Genomic DNA, 19,715 nt, shown 5'->3' with positions numbered 1-19,715 from the left:
GCACCCGCGTTTCGAGAAGACGCCGATCATCTTCGTCACCGCGGTCAACGTGTCCGACATGGACCGCCTGCGCGGCTACAAGCTGGGCGCGGTCGACTACGTCATGGTGCCGGTGATCCCGGAGATCATGCGCAGCAAGGTCAGCGTGCTGGTCGAGCTGTACCGCAAGCGGCGCGAGCTGCAGAGCGCGAACGAGCGGCTCGCACGCGCCAACGAGGACCTGCGCGTCGAGAAGGCGCGCGAACTCGAGGTGCTCAACGACTCGCTGCGCGCCGCCAACATCGCACTCGCGCAACGCAACATCGAGCTGCAGGCGCAGATCGCCGAGCGCGAACGCGTGCAGGCGCACCTGCTCGAGCACGATCGTCGCAAGGACCAGTTCCTCGCCACGCTCGCCCACGAGCTGCGCAATCCGCTCGCCTCGCTGGCCAACGCGGTCAACGTCATGAAGCTCGGCGGCGGCGCGGGGCCCGGTCTGCAGGAGGCGATGGACCGGCAGCTCGCGCTGCTGGTGCGGCTGATCGACGACCTGCTCGACGTCGCGCGCATCAGCCAGGACAAGCTGGTGCTGCGCCCGGCGACCACCACGCTCGAAGCGGTGCTGCGATCCGCGGTCGAGAGCATCTCGCCGATGCTGCGCGCCACCGGGCATTCGCTCGAAATGCACGTGCCGCCGGTCGAGGTGCCGCTGGACGCCGACCCCGAGCGCCTGTCGCAGGTGTTCGCGAACCTGATCAGCAACGCCGCGAAGTACTCGGATGCGTCGCAGCCGGTGCGCGTGAGCACCGAGCGCGACGGCGACCACGTGCTGGTGCACGTCGACGACGGCGGCATTGGCCTGGCGCCCGACCAGATCGACGGCATCTTCGAGCCGTTCGCGCAGGTGGACACCTCGATCGAGCGCGCGCGCGGCGGCCTCGGCATCGGCCTGACGCTGGTGCGACGGCTGGTCGAGATGCACGGCGGCAACGTGGCCGCGGCCAGCCCCGGCCTGGGCCAAGGCAGCCGCTTCACGGTGCGGCTGCCGATGCGCACGACGCCCGCGGTGCCCGAGCCGTTGCCCGCGCCAGTGCCGGCCGCGTCGCCGCGTCGCGTGCTGGTGATCGACGACAACTGCGATTCGGCCGATACGCTGGCGATGATGCTGGAGATGCTCGGCCACGAGGCGCAGCGCATCTACGACCCGCACGCCGCCGAGGCGGCGGTGCTCGGCTTCGCGCCGGACGTCGTGTTCCTCGACATCGGCATGCCGGGCATCAGCGGGTACGACGTCGCGCGCCAGCTGCGCGCCTCGCCGCTGGGCCCGACGCTGACGCTGGTCGCGGTGACCGGCTGGGGCCAGCCCGAGGACCGCCGCCGCACCGCGGAAGCGGGCTTCGACCACCACCTGGTGAAGCCGCCGGAAATCGAGGCGATCTGCCGCATCCTCGGCGCGCTGCCGTGCGGCACGGGGGTGGCGTGAGCGAACGTCCCCTGTTCGAGCGGCTGGTGCACGACCTGAAGGGACCGCTGTCGCCGCTGCAGACCGCGGCCTACCTGCTGCGCCGGCCCGAGTTGCCGGAGGAACGCCGGGTCGAGCTGGCCGAGACCATCGAGCGCCAGTCCCGTCGCATGGCCGGCATGATCGAGGAGCTCGGCGACTGGGTGCGCGCGCAGGAAGGCCGCCTCGTGCATCGGCTGCGACCGGTCGAAGTGCAGATGCTGCTCGACCTGGCGGTCGGTGGCGTGCCGGGCTGCGCGACCGAACCGCAGCTCGCCCCCGAGCTCGACGGCGCGCACGTGGAAGGCGACGAGGCGCGGCTCGTCCAGGCGCTCGGCAGCCTGCTCGCGTTCGCGCAGTCGCGCGCCGGCACGGCGGCGCCCGGGCTGCATGCCTGGCGCGACGGCGCGCAGGTGCTGATCGAGGTCAGCGACGGCGGCGAATCGCCCGACAACGCCGCCGCGCTGCTGGTCGATCCGCTGCCCGAACCCTTTGACCTCGGCCTCGGCCTGCGGCTCGTCGTCGCCGGCGCGATCGCGCGCGCCCACGGCGGCATGCTCGACGCGCACGCACTCGCCCCGGGCCTCGCGTTCCGGCTGGCGCTGCCGCTGGCCGCATGAGGCATGCGATCGCGCTGCTCGTCGCGTCGCTCGCCTCGGGCTGCGCCATGACGGCGCCGCGCGACACTACCTCGCCCGAGGCCGTCGTGCAGCGCCAGCTCGACGCCTACACCCGCCACGATCTCGACGCCTTCATGGCGACCTACCGCGAGGACGCGAAGGTCTGGCGCATGCCGGCGACCGCGCCGGCGCTGGACGGCGCCGAGGCGATCTGCGCGTTCTATCGCGATGCGCGCTTCAACGTGCCGGCGCTGCATGCCGAACTCGTCGCGCGTACCGTCGTCGGCGGCAAGGTGGCCGACCACGAGCGCGTGACCGGGCTCAGGCCCACGGCGACCGAGGCGCTCGCCGTCTACGAGGTCGTCGACGGTCGCATCGCCAACGTCTGGCTCTACGCGCCGTAGACCGGCGCGGCGGGAGGTCTGCACTACCATGGTGCAATGACCCCCGCCGGCCCCGACCTCGACCCGCTCGCGACGCCGCTCGCGTGGGCCACCGTCGACGCCCGGATCGCCGGTTGCAACCTCGCGTTCGCGCGCTGGCTGGGTGTCGGCCAGCGCCGCCTGCTGGGCCTGCCGCTGCGTGCGCTGGCGCCCGACGGCGGGTTGGACGCCGCGCTCGACCGCGCCGCCGAGCCCGGCGACGCGCCGCTGCGCCTGCGTCGCCTCGGCCTGCGTTTCGCCGACGGCGCGGACCGCTTCGCCGATGCCTGGCTTACGCGCACCGACGAGGGCTGGCTGCTCGAAGCGCATCCGGTCGACGAATTCCCCGACGACGATCCCTCGCGCCTGCCATCGGCGCTGAGCGCCGCGCTGCGCGGGCTCGCCCACGAGCTGCGCAATCCGCTGGCCGGCATCAAGGGCGCTGCGCAGCTGCTCGGCCGCCGGCTCGATCCGCAGGATGCCGACGGCCACGCGCTCACCGCGCTGATCGACGAGGAAACCGCGCGCCTGACCGCGCTGCTCGACCGCCTGCTCAGTCCCGCGCCCGCCGCGCCGCATGCGCCGCTGAATGTGCACGGCGTGCTCGAGCGCGTGCTGCGGCTGGCCGAGTCGGACGCCGGCTGGGCGGTGCGGCTGGTGCGAGATTACGACCCCAGCCTGCCCGAGGTGGAGGGCGACGCCGACCGCCTCACCCAGGCGGCATGGAACCTCGTGCGCAACGCGATCGAGGCGGGCGCCTCGCAGGTCACGCTGCGCACGCGCGCCGAGCATGCGGCCCGCATCGGTGACGCCGTGCATCCGCTCGCGCTGCGGCTGGAGATCGCCGACGACGGCCGCGGCGTGCCGGCGGATCTCGCCGAACGCCTGTTCCTGCCGCTGGTGAGCGGGCGTGCCGAAGGCACCGGGCTGGGCCTCGCGCTGGCGCAGCAGGTCGCGCGCGAGCACCGCGGCGCGCTGAGCTACCGCTCACGCCCCGGGCATACCGTGTTCACGTTGCTGTTGCCGCTCGCGGAGCCCGTCGATGCCTGAGCCGCTGATCTGGATCGTCGACGACGAAGCCGCGATCCGCTTCGTGCTCTCTACCGCGCTGCGCGACGCCGGCTGGCGGGTGGAGGCCTTCGACGGCGCCGCCGCCGCGCTCGCCGCGTTCGATGCCGCCGCCGCATCGCCCGACCTGCTGTTCACCGACGTGCGCATGCCCGGTGACGACGGCCTCGTGCTGCTCGAGCGCCTGAAGCAGCGCCGCCCCGAGCTGCCGGTCGTGGTGATGAGCGCGTACACCGACGTGGCCAGCACGGCCGGCGCGTTCCGCGCGGGCGCGCACGACTTCCTCTCCAAGCCGTTCGATCTCGACGACGCGGTCGCGCTCGCCGCGCGCGTGCTCGGGCCGTCCGTGCCAGCGGCCGCGCAGCCCGACGAGCTGCCCGCGTCCAACGAAGCGCTCCTGGGCGCGTCGCCCGCCATGCGCGAGCTGTTCCGCGCGATCGGCCGCCTCGCGCAGGCGCCGCTGTCGGTGCTGGTCACCGGCGAGACGGGGACCGGCAAGGAACTCGTGGCGCGCGCGCTGCATCGCGAGTCGCCGCGCGCGGACAGGCCGTTCGTCGCGCTCAACACCGCGGCGATTCCCGCCGAGCTGCTCGAATCGGAACTGTTCGGGCACGAGGCCGGCGCGTTCACCGGTGCGACGCGGCGAAGCATCGGTCGCTTCGAGCAGGCGCACGGCGGCACGCTGTTCCTCGACGAGATCGGCGACATGCCGGCCGCGCTGCAGACGCGATTGCTGCGCGTGCTGGCGCAGGGCGAGTTCTTCCGCGTCGGCGGCCGCGAACTGATCCGCGTCGACGTGCGCGTGATCGCGGCCACGCACCAGGACCTCGAGGCGCGCGTCGCGAGCGGGCAGTTCCGCGCCGACCTCCTGCATCGCCTCGACGTCGTGCGCCTGCGCCTGCCGCCGCTGCGCGAACGGCGCGACGACATCCCGATGCTCGCCGCGCACTTCCTCGGGCAGGCCGGGCAGCGGCTGGACGCGCGCGCCAAGCACCTCGATCGCGATGCGCTGGCGCGGCTGCGTGCGCACGACTGGCCCGGCAACGTGCGCGAACTCGAGAACGTGTGCTGGCGCCTCGCCGCGCTGGCGCCCGCCGAACGCGTGACGCGCGCCGATGTCGACGCCGCGCTCGGCACGCCAGCGCCGTCCGCGCCCGCCGACTGGGAAGCCGCGCTCGCCGACTGGGCGCGCGACGCGCTCGATCGCGGCGACGCGCACCTACATGATGCGGCGCGCGATCGGCTCGATCGCGTGCTGCTCGACGTCGCGCTCGCGCGCACGCACGGTCGCCGTGGCGAGGCCGCCACGCTGCTCGGCCTCGGCCGCAATACCGTCACGCGCAAGCTCGGCCCGGGCCGGGCCACGCGCGACGACGGCTGAGCTTCACCGCCCCCGAATGCCTCCGTTCCAGACTGTCCGATTCCACGCAGGAGCCCCGCCATGAAGACCCTGATCGCCCTGACGTCCACCGCCGTGCTGCTCGCCGGCTGCGCGGCCCCCGCGCCGCGTGCCGACATGCCGGCCGCGTCCACCGTGTCGCCCGGCGTCGCGATGCCCGCCGTCGGCGCGGCGACGATCGCGCTCGCGCCCGCCTCGGGCTCGCTGGTCAGCGGTCGCCTGTCGGCGATGGCGATGGGCGGTGGCGTGCACATCACCGGCGATGTCGGCGGCCTCGCACCCAACAGCACGCACGGCCTGCACGTGCATGAGAAGGGCGACTGCAGCGCGGCCGACGCCGCCAGCGCGGGCCCGCATTTCAATCCGACGGGACGCGCGCACGGCGGCCCGGATTCACCCGCGCACCATGCCGGCGACCTGCCCAACATCACCGCCGGCGGCGATGGCGTCGCGCACGTGAACCTGCACGTCATGGGCCTGACGCTCGGCGGCGCGGCGTCGAGCAACATCCTGGGTCGCGCGCTCGTCGTGCACGCGCAGGGCGACGACTACGCCTCGCAGCCCGCCGGCAACTCCGGTGCGCGCATCGCCTGCGGCGTCGTGCGCGCGGGGCAGTGACGATGACGATGCCGTTGCGCGTGCGCGACGCGCATCCCGCCGACGCGCCGCTGCTCGCGCGCTGGGCGCGCACGATGGCACGCGAGACCGAGCACCTCGAACTCGATGCCGACACGGTGCTCGCGGGCGTCACGCGCGCGATCGGGGATGCGGCCAAGGCGCGCTATTTCGTCGCCGCGCGTGAGGTGCCGCTGGCCGGGGACGAGGTCATCGCCGAGCCGGTCGGCATGCTGATGGTCACGCGCGAATGGAGCGACTGGCGCTGCGGCCACTGGTGGTGGATCCAGAGCGTCTACGTCGCGCCGGCGCATCGCCGCGGCGGCGTGTTCCGCGCGCTGTACGCGCATGTGCACGCGCTCGCCACCGCGCAGGACGACGTGCTCGGCCTGCGCCTGTACGTCGAGCGCGACAACGCCGATGCGATCGCCACCTACGCCTCGCTGGGCATGCGCGACGCGGGCTATCGCATCTTCGAGGCCCCGGTGCGCGACGCGGGCTGACACCCGCGTCGTCCCGGACACGGCTCGTTCCACGCGCGCCTGCCGCTGCGGCGCGCGCTCATTCCGCCCCTGGATCGCGACGCCGAAGAGCCCTGCGCGCCGCGGCTGCGCTGGCTGAATACGGCTTCCCGTGCGGCCCGCACCGCCGCTTTCGCGCAGTGCGCGGCCGCTTGCACGGCGGGGCTGTGGAGGCCGTCACAGCTCGCCCGCGCCTCAACACCCGTTCATGTGAAAGCGGTGTGACGCCCGTAACCTCTACCGGCGACATGCGCGGCCGATAGACGTTTCGGGCCGCGACGAAACGGTCGCATCCAACCCCCTTCCGACGTGCCGGCAGGCGCGCGGACCGATTCGATCAGGAGTTTCGTGTCATGCAAGTCATGGGCGCCACGCTGCGCAAGATCACGCTCAAGGACGGGATGACCGCCCTGCTTTTCAGCCTCGCGCTGACGGCCGGCCTGGCGCTCGCGTTCAAGTCCAGCGGCAAGGACATGTGGCAGGCCACCGACGCGCTGATGCCGGTGTTCATCGGCGGCCTCGCGCAGGCCGCGGGTATCAGCCCGGTGCGCAGCCCCGGCCTGCTCGCGCTCGTCGCCATCGGCGCCGGCGTGGTGATGCTCGTCACCAAGCTCGCGCTCGGCCTGCTCTGAGCCGCGCGTGATCGACGACGGCCGCCCGAGGGCGGCCGTTCGCGTTGCGGCGCACGACGCCGCCACGCCTGCGCGGTGTCATCGCCTCCTCACCGGCCCTTGCCGTCGCGCCCCGCACGGTGGCGCGTCCCCGCAGGAGTGCCGCCGTGGCCCGACGCCCCACCAGTGCCGAACAACTCGCCCAACTGATCGAAGGCATCGACATCGCGATGCTCACCACCGTCGGGCCCGACGGCTGGCTGGTCAGCCGTCCGCTGTCGACGCAGGCCGCCGATTTCGACGGCGAGCGCATCTGGTTCTTCACCGAAGCCGACAGCCCCAAGATCGGCGAGATCCGCCGGCGCAAGAAGGTCAACGTCGCCTACGCGTCGAAGGACGCGAATACGTACGTATCGGTCGCCGGCGAAGCGCGCGTCAACCGCGACCGCGCGAAGATCGAGGCGCTCTGGAACGATGCGCTCAAGGCGTTCTTCCCGAAGGGCGTGGACGATCCGAACCTGGTGCTGCTCGAGGTCGAGGTGCGCAGCGCGGAGTACTGGAGCGGGCCGCGCACCGGCATCGGCAAGCTGCTCGCCTTCGTCGCCGCGCGCGTCACGAAGAAGGAAGAGCTGATGGGCGAGAACCGCATCCTGGACATGAAGCCGGGCGCCAAGAAGACGCTCAGGCCACCGTCCGACAAATCCGGCGGCGGGCGTTCGAAGGCGACCGTGAAGAAGGCCGCGGCCGCGGTGCTCACGCGCAAGCGCGGCGCCGGTCGCGCATCCACCGTGCACTGAAGGCTGCATCCGGACGGCGTCCCCCGCCGTAGCGACTGGGGATGGCCCGGCCGCGTCCGCAGGGCGCGCGTCGCATTCCAGTCGTGTGCGCCGGGCCGTTCCACCCATCCAACCGGAGCGAACGCCATGAAAGCACTGAACCTGATCACGCTGGTCCTCGTCATCGTCGGCGGCCTCAACTGGGGCCTGGTTGGCGCGTTCGACTTCAACCTCGTGGCCGCGCTATTCGGCGAAGGCTCGGCGCTGTCGCGCGTCGTCTACGTGCTGGTCGGCCTGTCGGCGCTGTGGCAGCTGGTGCCGCTGTTCCGCGGCGCGCAGGTGGGCGAAACGCGCGCGCAGGCGATGCGCTGATCGCTTGATCGCACGCGGCCGCGACGTGGCCGTCGCGGCCGCGCTTCAGGCGAGTGCGGCGAGGCAGTCGGCGTCGCGCTCGCAGTGCACGAAGTTCACCATCACGCCGTGCGCCTGCAGCACGGCGGCGAGCTGGCGCTGGCGCGCCTCGAAATGCGCATGCTGGCGATACGCGCGTTCGCGGCTGGCTTCCGAGGCGCAGTCCGTCTCCGGCGCATAGCGCTGCTGCCAGGCCTGCGTGGAGAACAGCGCGATGCGCGCTTCACCGTCGACGTAGCGGATCAGCGGCTCGGGCGGCGCGTCGAGCCAGGCTTCGGCGTCGGGCGCCAGCAGCGCGGTTTCGATCAGCGGCCACAGCGGCGCGAGGCCCGCGTGCTCGTACTGCAGCGAGGTCATCGCGGCGAGGTCGTGCACCGTGAGGTAGCGCGCGTGCTCGACCTTCAGGCCGAACATCGATTGCGCGGCGAGCGCGGTCGCCGCGCCGGCCATGCCACGCTCAAGGAGTTCGTGCTCGAACAGCTCGCCGACCGGCGCGACCTTCGACGGATCGCCGCCGAGCACGAACGGGACGAGCCGCAACGGGCCGCCCGCGAAATCCGGCGAGGGCGTGAGGTCGCCCGGCAGCTGTCCGTCGTGCGCGCCGAACGCGATCACCCGCGCGCGGCCCGCGCCCGGCGCGCGTGCGGCCAGCGCGTCGAGCTCGCGATGCAGCGGCCACCCCGAACGCAGCAGTTCGACCGGGTCGTAATGCGCCCCCACCGTCACCAGCTCGAGGTCCGCCGCGCCCGGCGCGAAGGTGGCGAGATCGCTCGCGATCAGCGTCGCGAGTTCGCCGGCCTGCGCCTGCGTCAGGCGATCGTCGCGCGCGGGCGCATCGCCGGCGAGTTCGAGCGCGAGCGCGCCCAGCACGTGGATCGCGGCGGCGGTGTCATGGGATTCGGTCATCAGTACGCTGGCGTTTGGTGGCGCTACACTCGCCGCATCATACCCACGGCGCCTGCGCGGGCCGTGTCGTCGAACCTTTGCGAGGTCGTCCATGCGCCAGTTCCGTCCCGTCGCCGTGCTCGGTGGCGTCCGCATCCCGTTCTGCCGCCAGAACACCGCCTACAGCGATGTCGGCAACCTCGGCCTGTCGGTGCGCACGCTGGGCGCGCTGGTCGAGAAGTACGGCCTGCAGGGCCGGCAGCTCGGCGAAGTCGCGATGGGCGCGGTGATCAAGCACTCGTCGGACTGGAACCTCGGGCGCGAGGCCGCGCTGTCGTCGGGCCTGTCGCCGCGCACGCCGGGCATCACGCTGCAGCGCGCCTGCGGTACGTCGCTCGATACCGTGGTGCACATCGCCAACAAGATCGCGCTGGGGCAGATCGACGCCGGCATCGGCGGCGGCTCGGACACCACCTCCGACGTGCCGATCGTCTACGGCAGCAAGCTGCGCCGGCGCCTGCTCAAGGCCAATGCGGCGAAGACCACCGGCGACAAGCTGCGCGCGTTCGCCGGCTTCTCGCCGGCCGAACTCAAGCCCGACTTCCCGGGCGTCGCCGAGCCGCGCACGGGCAAGTCGATGGGCCAGCACTGCGAGGACATGGCGAAGGAATGGGGCATTCCGCGCGAGGCGCAGGACGCGCTCGCCGTCGCCTCGCACCACAAGCTCGCGGCCGCCTACGAACGCGGCTTCTTCGACGATCTCGTGGTGCCGTTCCGCGGCGTGTCGCGGGACAACATCCTGCGGCCCGACACCTCGATCGCGAAGCTCGCCACGCTCAAGCCCGCCTTCGACCGCAGCAGCGGGCGCGGCACGCTCACCGCCGGCAATTCGACGCCGCTGACCGATGGCGCGGCGGCCTGCCTGCTCGCGTCGAACGACTGGGCGCAGGCCAGCGGCATCGAGCCGCTGTGCTGGATCCGCGACGCGCAGGTCGCGGCGGTGGATTTCGTCGCCGGCGAAGGCCTGCTCATGGCGCCGACGGTGGCGGTGGCCGAGATGCTCGCGCGCAACAACCTCGCGCTGCAGGACTTCGACTTCTACGAGATCCACGAGGCCTTCGCCGCGCAGGTGCTGTGCACGTTGCGCGCGTGGGAGAGCGAGGCCTACTGCCGCGAGCGGCTCGGCCTGCAGCAGGCGATGGGGTCGATCGATCCGGCGAAGATGAATCCGAATGGCAGCTCGCTCGCGACCGGCCATCCGTTCGCGGCGACCGGCGCGCGCATCGTCGCCACCGCGGCGAAGGAACTCGCGCTGCGCGGCGGTGGCCGTTGCCTGATCTCGATCTGCACCGCCGGCGGCATGGGCGTGGTGGCGATCCTCGAGCGCTGAGCGGGCGCGCTTGAACGAACGCCCGCGCCGTCCGAAGACGGCGCGGGCGCCCTCCCTCTACGCGAATTACTGCAGGCGGGTCGGCGCGCGCGGGTCCGGTGCGGGGCCGCGGGGGGCGAAGCGCGCACCGGACGGCAGTTCCACGAGGCCGTCGCCGCGCTCGCTGCGCAGCGCATTGGCATAGGCGATGCGCGCGCGTGCCTCGTCGCCCTGCGCGGCATAGCCCTGGCCGAGCAGCTCCCAGGCCTCGGCGCCCGCGCCGCGATCGATTGCCTCGTGCAGCGAGGCTTCCGCACCCATCCAGTCGCCGTGCGCGTACTGCAGGCGCGCGCGGCTGGCGAGCAGGCCGGGGCTGCGCGGATGCAGCGTCAGCCAGCGCTCGACGCGCGAGGCACGCTCGTCGAGGCGACCGATCGAAAGCCGGCCGTAGAGCCCGGCGAGCGAATCGTCCCACTGCGTGTCGAGCGACTGCTCGATCGCCTTCGCGGCCGCGTCGTCCCAGTGCAGGTCGGCGGCGCGTTCCGCGTAGGCGGCGACGATCGCGGGCTCATGGCGCAGCGCCGCGGGCAGTGCGTCCCACTGCGCGGCCAGCGCATTGCCGTCGGCCGCGTTGAGCAGCGCGCCGCGCGCCCAGCGCGATTCCAGGCGCGGCAGTTCCGACGCGGGGACCGCGTCGGCCTTGCGCAGCGCGCCGAGCATCCCGTAGGCCTCGTCGTGGCGACCGGCCTCGGCCAGCGCCTGCGCACGCAGCGCGAGACCGCGCGGCGGCAGCGGCTGCGCGTTCGGCGCATCGAGCGCGGCCAGTGCGTCGCCCGCGCGGCCGTGGGCCAGCGCGAGCTCGGCCAGCCCGATCGCGCGCAGCGTCGGGTGCGTGCCGGCCAGCCCATCCAGATGCTGCTGCGCCACCGCGGGCTCGCCGCGCGCGGCCGCCGCACGCGCGGCGTGGATGCGCGCGATCGCCAGCGTGTCGGGATCGTCGGTCGCGGCCAGGACGCGCTCGGCGCGGTCGAAGCGCCCGATGTGCATGTCCTCCAGCGCCGAGGCCAGCCGCGCGCGTTCGGCGCGGTCGCGGCGTCGCCGCAGTGCATGCGCGGGCGCGGTGACGAGGCGCGTGAGCAACCACAGGCCGGCGAAGATCGCGAGGCCCGCCGCGATCGCGCGCGGGATGGTGGTGGTGGTGTCGGTGCCGCCGTAACGCACCAGCACGAGGCCGGGTTCGGGCAGCAGCACCTGCGCGGCCAGCGCGACGGCCAGCACCACGACGGTCCAGAGCAGCAGACTGCGGATCAGGGACATGGGAGCCTCGCGGCAAGCGGCGATGGACCGAGTGTCCGCAGCCGACCGTGAGACGCCGTGAAAAGCCGCTTCAGCCCACCGGGCGGTTCAGCGCCGCGACAAGTTGCGCCGGCCGCGGCCCGTCGGCCCGCACGACGTCGGAGAAGCCGAGCCGGCGCGCGTGATCGGCCAGGCGCTCGCTCGCGGCGAGCACCCGCGCGCCGCGCAGTCGCGCGAGATCGGCGGGCTCGAGTTGCGACACGGCGAGGTCGAGCGCCTCGCCGCTGGAGAGCGCGATCGCGAGCCGGCCGGCGCCGCCGCGCAGCGCCCGCAGGCCGGCGCGCGGCAGCCCGCAGGGCTCGCGTGCGTACACGTCGGCCCGCAGCACGCGCGCCCCGCGCGACTGCAGCGCCGGCGCGAGGCGATCGCGACCGCCGGGTGCGGTGACGAGGCCGATGCGCTTTCCGTCGATCGAATCGAACACCGGCAGCGCGAGCGCGCCCTCGCTGTCCATGCGCGCGGGGCGCAGGACGCCGTCGACGCCCGCGCGCTTGAGCGCACGCGCGGTGCCGTCGCCGATCGCCACCGTGGTGCCGCGCGGGGCGAGCGGCATCGATGCGTTCGCCGCGGCCACCGCATTCGGGCTGGTGAACACCACGATGTCCGCATCGAGCGCATCGCGCAGCGCGTCGCGCGTGTCGGCGTCGTCGCGGTGCACGATTCGAAGCGGCGACAGTGCGATGACGCCGTGACCGGCACGCCGCGCGACGTCGCGCAGCCGCTGGTGCTGGCCGCGCGGCCGCAGCGAGATCACGTACCATCGCGGGCCGTTCGACAGGAGGTCGTGCATGGCGCGCAGCTTCGCATACCGGCCGGTGCATCCATGACGCACGACGACGCACTCGCGCACCTCGATGCGCACTACCCGAGCATGCCGCCGGTGCGCGCGCTGCAGCTGGCCATCGAATCGTTCGACGGCGAACGTCTGCGGCTGTCCGCGCCACTCGCCGCCAACGTCAACGACAAGGGCTGCGCGTTCGGCGGCTCGCTCGCCTCGCTGATGACGCTGGCCTGCTGGGGCCGCGTCTGGCTCGAGCTCGATGCCGCGGGTCTCGACTGCGACATCTACGTCGCCGACAGCCGCATCCGTTATCTCGCGCCGCTGTACGACGACCTGCACGCGCAAGCCGCGCCGGCGCCGGACGCGCGCTGGGACGAGTTCGTCGCGGCGATCCGCGCCAAGGGCCGCGGGCGCATCGAGATGGCCGCGCGCATCGACCTGCCCGACGGCCGCCCGGCGACCACGTTCGACGCCCGCTTCGCCGCGATCCTCCGGCCGGCCGGCTGAACGGCCGGCCCGCCGCCGCGCGGATCGGGACGCCGTCCGCTCGATCGCGGCCCCGGCTGGCCCTACGATCGGCCCACCTAGGGGAGATCGCCATGCGCCGCCTGCTGCTCAGCCTGTTGCTGCTGCTGTCCACGTCCGTCGCCTTCGCCGGCGCCCCGCAGCGTGCGCTGCCCGTCGCGCAGGACACCTGGGCCGCGGCGATCCGCTGGGGCGACTTCGAGGGCGCGGTGAACCTGCTCGACCCCGCGCTGCGCGCCAAGCAGGCGCCGACGTCGATCGAGGCGGCGCGCTACCAGCAGGTGCAGATCTCGTCCTACCGCGACCGCGGCGAGAGCGTGGACTTCAAGGCCGGCCAGGCCGTGCGCGACGTCGAGATCGGCGTGATCAACCGCAACACGCTCGCCGAGCGCACCGTGCGCTACCGCGAGACCTGGCGCTGGGACGCCCGGGCGCGGACCTGGTGGATCACCAGCGGCCTGCCGGACCTCTGGCCCAAGGACTGAGCCGCGCCGTCGATTCGCCGCGTGCGACAATCCGCGCCCCGTTCCATCGGCCGTCGTCCGTGACCTTCCAGGAAGTGATCGATTTCGCGGGCCGCCACGCGATGCTCGCCCTCGCGTTCGCCGGCCTGACCCTCGCGCTGATCTACACCGAGATCGCGCGGCTGTTCCGCCCGTACACCGCGCTCTCGCCCGCGCAGCTGACCGCGCTGGTGAACCGCGAGGACGCGGTGGTCGTCGACCTGTCGGCCAGCGGCGACTTCGAGAAGGGCCACATCGCCGGCAGCCGCAACGTGCAGGCCAGCGCGCTCGGCCCGGAGCACAAGCTGCTCGCCGTGGCGAAGGAGCGCCCGGTGGTGGTCGTCTGCCGCAGCGGGCAGGCCTCGGCCGACGCCGCCGCCAAGCTGAAGAAGGCCGGCTTCACCCGCGTGCACTGGCTCGACGGCGGCATCGCCGCCTGGCAGCAGGCCGGGTTGCCGCTGGTGAAGGGTCGCGGCTGAGCCCGCGGCCCGGCCGACCGCGCCGGGCCGGCGTGCCATAATTCCGCCCCTTTCGCATCGACACACGCGCCGGAGCGCCCCCATGACCGAAGAGATCCAGAACGACGCCGCGTTCGGCGCCACCGACGAGTCCGCGACCGGTCCGTCCTTCACCGTCGAGAAGATCTACGTCAAGGACGTCTCCTTCGAGGTCCCGAACGCGCCGGCCGTGTTCAACGAGCAGACGCAGCCGCAGCTGCAGATGAACCTCAGCCAGCAGGTCACGCGCCTCAACGACGCGGCCTTCGAGGTCGTGCTCGGCGTCACCCTGACCTGCACCGCCGACGACAAGCCGCTCTACCTGGCCGAAGTGAAGCAGGCCGGCGTGTTCGGCCTGGCCGGCTTCGACGCGCAGACGCTCGACGCCATGCTCGGCACGCACTGCCCGAACGTGCTGTACCCGTACGCGCGCCAGCTGATCTCCGACCTGATCCAGGCCGGCGGCTTCCCGCCGTTCCTGCTGCAGCCGCTGAGCTTCGAGGCGCTGTATGCCGAAGGCCTGCGCCAGCGCATGACACAGGGCCAGCCGGGCCTGGAGTCGTCCGAGGCGGCCGGCAACGCCTGATCCGCGATGGCGGAGACGGTTGAAATCCCGCGCGCGCCCCGGCGCGTCGCGGTCCTCGGCGCGGGCTCGTGGGGCACCGCGCTCGCCGCACTGATCGTCCGCAACGGCGACGACGCGGTGCTCTGGGGCCGCGATGCCGCGGTGGCCGCGGCGATCGACTCGACGCACGAGAACCCGCGCTACCTGCCCGGCGTCGCGCTGCCCGAAGGGCTGCGCGCGACCACCGACCTCGCGACCGCGATGGCCGGCGCCGACCTGGTGCTCGTGGTGGTGCCCTCGCATGCCTTCGCCGAAACGCTGCGGGCGCTCGCGCCGTTGCGCCCGGCGTCGGCGGGCGTGGCCTGGGCGACGAAGGGCTTCGAGCCCGGCAGCGGGCGCTTCCTGCACGAGGTCGCGGCCGAGGTGCTGGGCCCGGCGGTGCCGCTCGCGGTGGTCACCGGCCCGTCGTTCGCCAAGGAGGTCGCGCAGGGCCTGCCGACCGCGCTGACCGTGCATTCGGAGGACGCCGCGTTCGCGCAGGCGGTCGCCGAGGCGTTGCACGGCCCTGCCTTCCGCGCCTACACCGGCGACGACATGCTCGGCGCGGAGCTGGGCGGCGCGATGAAGAACGTGCTCGCGGTGGCCACCGGCGTCGCGGACGGCATGCAGCTCGGGCTCAACGCGCGCGCGGGGCTGATCACGCGCGGGCTCAACGAGATGCTGCGCCTCAACCAGGCGCTCGGCGGCAAGGCCGAGACGCTGATGGGGCTGGCCGGCCTCGGCGACCTGGTGCTGACCTGCACCGGCGACCTGTCCCGCAACCGGCGGCTGGGCCTCGCGCTCGGGCGCGGGCAGAGCATCGAAGCCGCGGTGCGCGAGATCGGGCAGGTGGTCGAGTCGGTGCAGACCGCCGACGAGGTCATGCGCCAGGCCGAGCGCGCCGGAATCGAGCTGCCGATCTCGAGCGCGGTGCGATCGGTGCTGCACGGCCAGCTCACCCCGGCGGACGGCCTGCGCCAGCTCCTCGCGCGCGAGCAGAAGCCCGAGTACCCGACGGGCCTGTTCGAGTAGCGGCGGATGCATGCCGCCGTCCCGACGCGGCGATGCCACGAAAAAAAGCCCGGCTCAGGCCGGGCTTTTCCGTATCGGTCACGTGCCGCAAAAAACAGGGCCCGACCGAAGCCGGGCCCCGCACTCACGATCCCAGGGGAGGGAGATCGATCGTGATCAGAACGAGATGCGCGGGCCGACGAACACCTGCGTGTCGCCGTCGGCGAACTTCACTTCGCCGTTGATGCCCCAGGTCGGGTTGAACTTCACCTGCGCGCCGACCTTGCCGTAGAAGTCGCCGTCGAAGTCCTGGTAGTCCTCGTAGCCCGCCAGCGCGTAGCCCTCGAGCATCGGGGTCATCGCGCCGCGCACGCCGGCCTCGACGCTGTAGCCGTTGCCGTCCACGCCCTGGCCGGCGTCGAACTTCTCGTAGGCCACGCGGGTGACCAGGTCGACCTTCGGGGTCAGCTCGCGGTTGTAGCCCACGCCCAGGCGCCACTGGTCGAGGCTCAGGTCCGTGTCGGTGATGTCGACCTTCGAGTAGCCGCCGAACACGTGGAAGTTCGGCGCGATCGCGCCCGAACCGTTGAGCGCCCAGCCGTCGGCATCGTTGTTGGTGCCGGTGTGGCCGGCGTCGACGCGCGTGTAGCCGCCTTCGACGTAGTTGTACGACACGCCCTCGGCCGCGGAGGCGGCGAACGGCAGGGCGGCGAGCAGGGTGAGGGCGAGCAGGGTGCGCTTCATGACGTGCCTCTAGTTATTGGAATGTTCGGTATCTGCGCCGGCCGCTCGGCGGCCGGAGGGCGAAGTATCCGGAACCGGGCCGAACGGTTCCTTAATCCTGAACCGTTGGGTTTAGGAACTTTCGTCCTCGATGTGCATCTTCGCCCGGCTGCACGGTCGGCTCACGCGCGAAGGGATTGGATCGTCGGTTCCCATCCGGAGATCGTCATGGCCCGTGTCCTCGTCCTGTACTACTCGTCCTACGGCCACATCGAGCGCATGGCCGAAGCCGTCGGCGACGGCGCGCGCGAGGCCGGCGCCCAGGTCGACATCCGGCGCGTGCCTGAGCTGGTACCCGAGGAAGTCGCGGGCAAGTCGCACTACAAGCTCGACCAGCCGGCGCCGATCGCCCAGGTGGACGAGTTGCCACAGTACGACGCGATCATCGTCGGCTGCGGCACGCGCTTCGGCCGCATGGCCTCGCAGATGGCCAATTTCCTCGACCAGTGCGGCGGACTGTGGGCGCGCGACGCGCTCAACGGCAAGGTCGGCGGCGCGTTCACCTCCACCGCCACGCAGCACGGCGGGCAGGAGACGACGCTGTTCTCGATGCTGACCAACCTGCTGCACTTCGGCATGGTCTGCGTGGGCCTGCCCTACAGCTTTGCGGGCCAGACTACGCTGGACGAGATCACCGGCGGATCGCCCTACGGCGCCACCACCATCGCCGGCGGCGACGGCTCGCGGCAGCCGTCGCAGAACGAACTCGACGGCGCGCGCTTCCAGGGCCGCGAGATCGCGCAGCTGGCGGCGAAGATCTTCGGCTGAGGCCGAGGCCGGCGCGACGCTCAGTCGCGCCGGTCGAGCGCGTGCAGCGCGAGCAGCGCCGCGAGGATCGGCAGGTTCTTCAGCACCGGCCCGAACGGATGCAGCCACAGCGGTGCGAGCGCGATGCTGATGATCGCGGTGTAGCCGACGATCAGCACGATCGCCGCGGCATACGCGGCGCGGCGCACGCGCGGCAGCAGCATCGCGAGGCCCAGCGCGAGGTCGAGCGTCGCACCCGTGTACAACGCGGCGTCCGCCGCCCGGCCGTACAGCCCGACCGCGGCGAGCAGGACGCGGCTGTCCGACACCGGATACAGCCCGAAGGACACCAGCGCGGTGACGACGAACACCAGCGCGAGGGACGCACGCAGCAGCGGCAGCGCCCAGCGCAGCTGCGCATCGCGACGCGCCATCGCGCGCAGCGGCGGCGGCACGAAGTCGCGCGCGGCGCGCGGCGTCCGGCCGAGCACGCGGGTGAGGCCATCGGCGGGCGCGCAGTTGCCGCGTTCGAGCATCGCGATGGTCTCGGGTTCGACCAGCGAGCCCGGCACGTGCTGCATCGCGCGCGCCGACAACCGCACCAGCGGCATCGGCACCGGGATCACGCGCAGCGGCCCGAGGCCGAGCGATCGGCGCAGCGTGTCCAGGTACGCGCGAAGCGTCATGCACTCGGGGCCGACCGCCTCGATCAGCCGCGGTGGCGACGCCGACTCGAGCGCCTGCACGATCGCGCCGATGACGTCGTCCAGATGCACCGGTGCGACGCGCTGCACGCCGCCGCCCGGCAGCGCGGCCACCGGCAACGTCGCGAGCATCAGGAACATGCCCGCGCTCGCGCCCTGCGGCGCGAACACCACCGACGGCTGCACGACGGTGGCCCGCAGCGGCAACGCGAGCAGGTGCCGGTCCGCCGCGCGCTTGGACAGGTGGTAGCGGCTCGCCGCGGCCTCGTCGGCGCCCAGTGCCGAGACCTGCACGACGCGCGGCACGCCGGCCTCGACGCAGGCATCGAACAGCGCGCGCGGTGTCGCGTCGTGCAGCGCGTCGAACGGCTGCGCGCGGCTTTCGCGCAGGATGCCGACGGCGTTCACGACCGCATCGACGCCAGCCAACCGCGATCGCCACGCGGCCGCATCGGTATCGCGCGCGAAATCCACCGCGACCGGCTCGAGCCCCGGCCATCGACGCTTCGCCGCGGCCACGTCACGCACGGCCGGCACCGGCACGTGGCCGCGCGCGAGCAGCGCGTCGACCACCGCGCCGCCGATGAAGCCCGTCGCCCCCGTCACCAGAATCCGCATGGCCCGCCTCCTGCCGGTGGTTACGTCGCGCCGTCGGGCGCGGATGCGCTCAGGCGCCGCCGGCGTAGCCCTGCTGGCGCCAGGCCTCGAACACCGTCACCGCGACCGCGTTCGACAGGTTGAGCGAGCGTACGCCCGGCCGCATCGGCAGGCGCAGCCGCTGCGCCTCGGGAAGCGCATCGAGCACGTCCGCCGGCAGCCCGCGCGTCTCCGGCCCGAACAGGAACGCATCGCCCTCGCGGTAGCGCGGCGTGTCGAAACGCGCCGTGCCGCGCGTGCTGAAGGCGAACACGCGCAGCGCATCGCCGTGCACGCCGCACAGGTGCGACAGCGCGGCGTCGAGATCCGCATGCACCTTCACGGTCGCGTACTCGTGGTAGTCCAGGCCGGCGCGTTTGAGCTGCCTGTCGTCCATGTCGAAGCCCAGCGGCTCGACCAGGTGCAGCCGCGCGCCGGTGTTGGCGCACAGGCGGATGGCGTTGCCGGTGTTGGGCGGGATCTCGGGCTGGTAGAGGACGACGTCGAACATGCGGCGATTATCGCCGCAGTGCGCGTGTCACCACGGCAGCGGCTTGCCCTGCCAGTCGAAGAAGCTGCCGGACCGCGCGAGGTCGAGGCCGTCGATCACGCGCAGCAGGCCGGCGACCGAATCGGCCGGCGCGACCGGCGCCTGCGCGCCGCCCATCTCGGTCTGCACCCAGCCCGGATGCAGCGAGACCACGGCGATGCGGCGATCTGCCAGCGCCGCGGCGAGCAGCCGCGTGACCATGTTCAGCGCGGCCTTGCTGATGCAGTAGGTCGGCGTGCCGAAGCGCGTGGTGTTGGCGATCGAGCCGAGCTGCGAGGTCATGTTGGCGATCTTCGCGCCGTCGGCCAGCAGCGGCGCCACGGCCTGCGCGAGCAGGAATGGCCCCATCGCATTGGTGCGGAAGCTGTCTTCAAGGTTCGCGGCGGGCACGTGGCCGAAGCGCTCGCCCGAATGCAGGATGCCGGCGTTGTTGACCAGCAGGTGCAGGCGTTCGTCGCCCAGCACCAGCGGCAGCTCGCGCGCGATCTCCACTTCGGCCTTCGGGTCCATCACGTCCAGCGGGAAGACGTGCAGCCGGCCGGGGTGTTCGGCCACGAGGCGGTTGAGGTCGTGGGCCTGCGCGGGGTGGCGCGCGGTCGCGACCACGTGGTCGCCGCGCGCCAGCAGCTGGCGGACGTACTCCAGGCCGATGCCGCGGTTGGCGCCGGTGACGAGGACATTGCGACGGGGCATGGGCGGTCTCCGCTGCGTGAAGCCTTCAGTCTAGGCCCCGCCCCCGGGCCGCCGCGCGAAGGCGCGCGGGACTTGTGGCCTAGAGGCGCGCCGGCCGCGCTCGGCTAGGATCGGCCGTTGGCCGGCAGGGAGCCGGCCCTTACCCAGG

23 protein-coding genes and 1 pseudogene are annotated in these 19,715 nt (G+C 72.9%); 17 read left to right on the top strand and 7 right to left on the bottom strand.

Going from position 1 to position 19,715, the window contains the following annotated elements:
• From E4F61_RS04545 to E4F61_RS04500, 10 genes and pseudogenes are all read left to right on the top strand, one after another.
• The coding region (locus tag E4F61_RS04545; protein ID WP_133478481.1) for an ATP-binding protein at nt 1-1,462 on the top strand (1,462 nt) is incomplete at its 5' end.
• The gene (locus tag E4F61_RS14645) at nt 1,459-2,100 is read left to right on the top strand and encodes a sensor histidine kinase (protein ID WP_162301404.1); all 642 of its coding nucleotides are present in this window, start codon (nt 1,459-1,461) and stop codon (nt 2,098-2,100) included. The genes E4F61_RS04545 and E4F61_RS14645, both read left to right, overlap by 4 nt.
• Entirely contained in the window at nt 2,097-2,504 is a 408-nt protein-coding gene (locus E4F61_RS04535) for a nuclear transport factor 2 family protein (RefSeq protein WP_202908941.1), read from the top strand. The genes E4F61_RS14645 and E4F61_RS04535 overlap by 4 nt, the downstream gene beginning before the upstream one ends.
• A 36-nt stretch (nt 2,505-2,540) precedes the next feature.
• Nucleotides 2,541-3,572: a two-component system sensor histidine kinase NtrB gene (locus E4F61_RS04530; RefSeq protein WP_133478480.1), complete on the top strand. Its 1,032-nt coding sequence runs from the start codon at nt 2,541-2,543 to the stop codon at nt 3,570-3,572.
• On the top strand, nt 3,565-4,971 hold the full coding sequence (gene ntrC / locus E4F61_RS04525; protein ID WP_133478479.1) for a nitrogen regulation protein NR(I): 1,407 nt from the start codon (nt 3,565-3,567) through the stop codon (nt 4,969-4,971). The genes E4F61_RS04530 and ntrC overlap by 8 nt, the downstream gene beginning before the upstream one ends.
• A gap of 39 nt (nt 4,972-5,010) precedes the next feature.
• A complete protein-coding gene (locus tag E4F61_RS04520; RefSeq protein ID WP_202908942.1) occupies nt 5,011-5,607 on the top strand; it encodes a superoxide dismutase family protein in 597 nt (198 codons plus the stop codon).
• Nucleotides 5,608-5,609: 2 nt separating this feature from the next.
• Nucleotides 5,610-6,107 carry a GNAT family N-acetyltransferase gene (locus E4F61_RS04515; RefSeq protein ID WP_133478477.1) on the top strand — a complete coding sequence of 166 codons (498 nt, stop codon included), beginning with the start codon at nt 5,610-5,612 and terminating at the stop codon, nt 6,105-6,107.
• A gap of 371 nt (nt 6,108-6,478) precedes the next feature.
• A complete protein-coding gene (locus E4F61_RS04510) occupies nt 6,479-6,757 on the top strand; it encodes a hypothetical protein (RefSeq protein WP_133478476.1) in 279 nt (92 codons plus the stop codon).
• Between the two features lie 146 nt (nt 6,758-6,903).
• Nucleotides 6,904-7,398: pseudogene (locus E4F61_RS04505) on the top strand (pyridoxamine 5'-phosphate oxidase family protein); the annotation flags it as partial.
• A 261-nt stretch (nt 7,399-7,659) separates the two neighbouring features.
• Complete coding sequence (locus tag E4F61_RS04500) at nt 7,660-7,884, top strand: DUF378 domain-containing protein (protein ID WP_133478475.1); 225 nt, start codon at nt 7,660-7,662, stop codon at nt 7,882-7,884.
• A gap of 45 nt (nt 7,885-7,929) precedes the next feature.
• Here E4F61_RS04500 and E4F61_RS04495 read toward each other — a convergent pair whose 3' ends face one another.
• Nucleotides 7,930-8,829: a hypothetical protein gene (locus tag E4F61_RS04495; RefSeq protein ID WP_133478474.1), complete on the bottom strand. Its 900-nt coding sequence runs from the start codon at nt 8,827-8,829 to the stop codon at nt 7,930-7,932.
• A gap of 91 nt (nt 8,830-8,920) precedes the next feature.
• On the opposite strand from E4F61_RS04495, the gene E4F61_RS04490 reads away from it, so the two are divergent.
• Nucleotides 8,921-10,198 (top strand): acetyl-CoA C-acetyltransferase, encoded by a 1,278-nt coding sequence (locus tag E4F61_RS04490; protein ID WP_133478473.1) that lies wholly within the window; start codon nt 8,921-8,923, stop codon nt 10,196-10,198.
• 66 nt (nt 10,199-10,264) lie between these two features.
• Here E4F61_RS04490 and E4F61_RS04485 read toward each other — a convergent pair whose 3' ends face one another.
• Together E4F61_RS04485 and E4F61_RS04480 are read right to left on the bottom strand one after the other, a co-directional pair.
• Complete coding sequence (locus tag E4F61_RS04485) at nt 10,265-11,494, bottom strand: heme biosynthesis protein HemY (RefSeq protein WP_133478472.1); 1,230 nt, start codon at nt 11,492-11,494, stop codon at nt 10,265-10,267.
• Between the two features lie 70 nt (nt 11,495-11,564).
• Nucleotides 11,565-12,323 (bottom strand): uroporphyrinogen-III synthase, encoded by a 759-nt coding sequence (locus tag E4F61_RS04480; protein ID WP_133478471.1) that lies wholly within the window; start codon nt 12,321-12,323, stop codon nt 11,565-11,567.
• Between the two features lie 33 nt (nt 12,324-12,356).
• Here E4F61_RS04480 and E4F61_RS04475 point away from each other — a divergent pair, with 33 nt between their 5' ends.
• The 5 genes from E4F61_RS04475 to E4F61_RS04455 all read left to right on the top strand — a co-directional run bounded on the left by E4F61_RS04475 (nt 12,357) and on the right by E4F61_RS04455 (nt 15,475).
• Nucleotides 12,357-12,821 (top strand): YiiD C-terminal domain-containing protein, encoded by a 465-nt coding sequence (locus tag E4F61_RS04475; RefSeq protein WP_133478470.1) that lies wholly within the window; start codon nt 12,357-12,359, stop codon nt 12,819-12,821.
• A 92-nt stretch (nt 12,822-12,913) separates the two neighbouring features.
• Nucleotides 12,914-13,324, top strand: a complete 411-nt coding sequence (locus E4F61_RS04470) for a hypothetical protein (RefSeq protein WP_133478469.1) — start codon at nt 12,914-12,916, stop codon at nt 13,322-13,324.
• A 101-nt stretch (nt 13,325-13,425) separates the two neighbouring features.
• Nucleotides 13,426-13,821, top strand: coding sequence for a rhodanese-like domain-containing protein (locus tag E4F61_RS04465; protein ID WP_425480108.1), 396 nt, complete (start codon nt 13,426-13,428; stop codon nt 13,819-13,821).
• 82 nt (nt 13,822-13,903) lie between these two features.
• Nucleotides 13,904-14,425 (top strand): protein-export chaperone SecB, encoded by a 522-nt coding sequence (secB, locus tag E4F61_RS04460; RefSeq protein ID WP_133478467.1) that lies wholly within the window; start codon nt 13,904-13,906, stop codon nt 14,423-14,425.
• A 6-nt stretch (nt 14,426-14,431) separates the two neighbouring features.
• Nucleotides 14,432-15,475, top strand: coding sequence for an NAD(P)H-dependent glycerol-3-phosphate dehydrogenase (locus E4F61_RS04455; protein ID WP_133478466.1), 1,044 nt, complete (start codon nt 14,432-14,434; stop codon nt 15,473-15,475).
• Nucleotides 15,476-15,631: 156 nt separating this feature from the next.
• Here E4F61_RS04455 and E4F61_RS04450 read toward each other — a convergent pair whose 3' ends face one another.
• Complete coding sequence (locus tag E4F61_RS04450; protein WP_133478465.1) at nt 15,632-16,198, bottom strand: outer membrane beta-barrel protein; 567 nt, start codon at nt 16,196-16,198, stop codon at nt 15,632-15,634.
• 207 nt (nt 16,199-16,405) lie between these two features.
• Between E4F61_RS04450 and wrbA the strand changes: the two genes are divergently transcribed.
• A complete protein-coding gene (gene wrbA, locus E4F61_RS04445; RefSeq protein WP_133478464.1) occupies nt 16,406-17,005 on the top strand; it encodes an NAD(P)H:quinone oxidoreductase in 600 nt (199 codons plus the stop codon).
• 20 nt (nt 17,006-17,025) lie between these two features.
• Here wrbA and E4F61_RS04440 read toward each other — a convergent pair whose 3' ends face one another.
• From E4F61_RS04440 to E4F61_RS04430, 3 genes are read right to left on the bottom strand one after another with little or no spacing between them, the layout of a single operon-like run.
• Nucleotides 17,026-18,306: an SDR family oxidoreductase gene (locus E4F61_RS04440; RefSeq protein WP_133478463.1), complete on the bottom strand. Its 1,281-nt coding sequence runs from the start codon at nt 18,304-18,306 to the stop codon at nt 17,026-17,028.
• 49 nt (nt 18,307-18,355) lie between these two features.
• A complete protein-coding gene (locus E4F61_RS04435; protein ID WP_133478462.1) occupies nt 18,356-18,835 on the bottom strand; it encodes a tRNA (cytidine(34)-2'-O)-methyltransferase in 480 nt (159 codons plus the stop codon).
• 27 nt (nt 18,836-18,862) lie between these two features.
• Nucleotides 18,863-19,567: an SDR family oxidoreductase gene (locus E4F61_RS04430; protein ID WP_133478461.1), complete on the bottom strand. Its 705-nt coding sequence runs from the start codon at nt 19,565-19,567 to the stop codon at nt 18,863-18,865.
• Nucleotides 19,568-19,715: the final 148 nt, after the last annotated feature.

The sequence above is a fragment of the Cognatilysobacter segetis genome (genome assembly GCF_004359965.1).
Taxonomy (GTDB): domain Bacteria; phylum Pseudomonadota; class Gammaproteobacteria; order Xanthomonadales; family Xanthomonadaceae; genus Cognatilysobacter; species Cognatilysobacter segetis.
The sequence above is the reverse complement of the archived record's forward strand: the minus strand, read 5'-3'. Positions and strand labels throughout refer to the sequence as shown.